At 54.6% G+C, this 1,234-nt stretch carries 1 protein-coding gene; it reads left to right on the top strand.

Going from position 1 to position 1,234, the window contains the following annotated elements:
• Positions 1-1,234: transferrin-binding protein-like solute binding protein (locus JMX50_RS13135; protein ID WP_201630060.1), on the top strand; the 1,234-nt coding region annotated here is incomplete at both ends.

Here is a 1,234-nt window from a genome sequence, read left to right as displayed (position 1 = left end):
AGCCGCCAAAGCGCAGGCAGAGCTTGAGAAACAAAAAGCGGCCACTGCGCAAGCAGAAGCGGATAAAGCCAAAGGTGAGTTAATCACCGCACAGGATAAGTTAGCGGCTGCAGAGAAAGCCCTAGCAGACGCATTGGCAAATGGCAGTGGTGACACCGCCGCCCTACAAGCAGAAGTGGATCGTCGCAAAGCTGCCCTTGAGGCCGCCAATGCCCAAATCACCGCTGCCCAGCAAGCGCAAGCTGCAGCGACTGCCGCAGCAGAAGCTCAAATTGCTGCCGCCAACCAAGCCGCGCAAGCAGCCAAAGACGCCCTAGCAGCAGCCACCATCAAGAACGCTGCCGAAGCGAAGAAATCGGGTGTTCAATCATTAAACATTAATGCCGGCTCACTCGGGTTGTTTAATACCACCACCCGCGACTTTGCCGTGAATGAAGACGGCTCTGCCGTTGATGCCCGTGCTGATATTGCCTCTCAGAATCCAGATGGCACACCAGGCTTACTACCACTGGTCCCAATCACCCTCTCTGGTGAAGGCGACACAGCAGTCGCAGACTCAAACGGCTTTAAAGCCCATAAAGGCAAAGCAGACATCGTGGTTGCCGCCATTGGTCAGACACTGCCTTTAACCTACACCTCAACCTATAAAGACTTTGGCGATGACATGCGCATCGGTCATATTGATGGCTCTGCTGAAGTTGCTCTATTGAACAAAACCTTACCCGTCAATGGTGTCGCCGTCATCGGTAATGCCACCCAAGCGGCTAACATGCCGAAAGAGGGCACCGTAGGTTACACAGGGGACGCCACTTACCGCAAGCTGGGTATTGGCAATGACATCGAGTTTGGCAAATCTGTATTCACCGCCGACTTTGTTGCTAAAAACGTGAAAGGGGACTTAACCTTTGCTAACGCCGGTAAGATTGGTCTAACCGCTGGTATCAATGGCAACCAATTCTCAGGCGCAGCGGCTGACAATGCCGGTTACAGCACTGAAGGTGGCTTCTTCGGTGGTGACGCTCAATACCTAGGCGGGGTTTACGCTGGTAATGATGCTCAAGGCACCTATGGCGCGAAGAGCGACAAGCAAACCGCAGCAGAAAAAGCCGCTGCCAAAGCCCAAGCGGATGCCGCCAAAGCCAATGCTGACAAAGACACTGCCCAAGCCCAAGCCGCCGCCGCCCAAGCTGCTGCAGACAAAGCCCAAGCGGATGCCGTTAAAGCCCAAGAGGCC

Source organism: Psychrobacter maritimus, from assembly GCF_904846345.1.
Taxonomy (GTDB): domain Bacteria; phylum Pseudomonadota; class Gammaproteobacteria; order Pseudomonadales; family Moraxellaceae; genus Psychrobacter; species Psychrobacter maritimus.
This window is presented reverse-complemented; position numbering and strand designations above follow the sequence as displayed.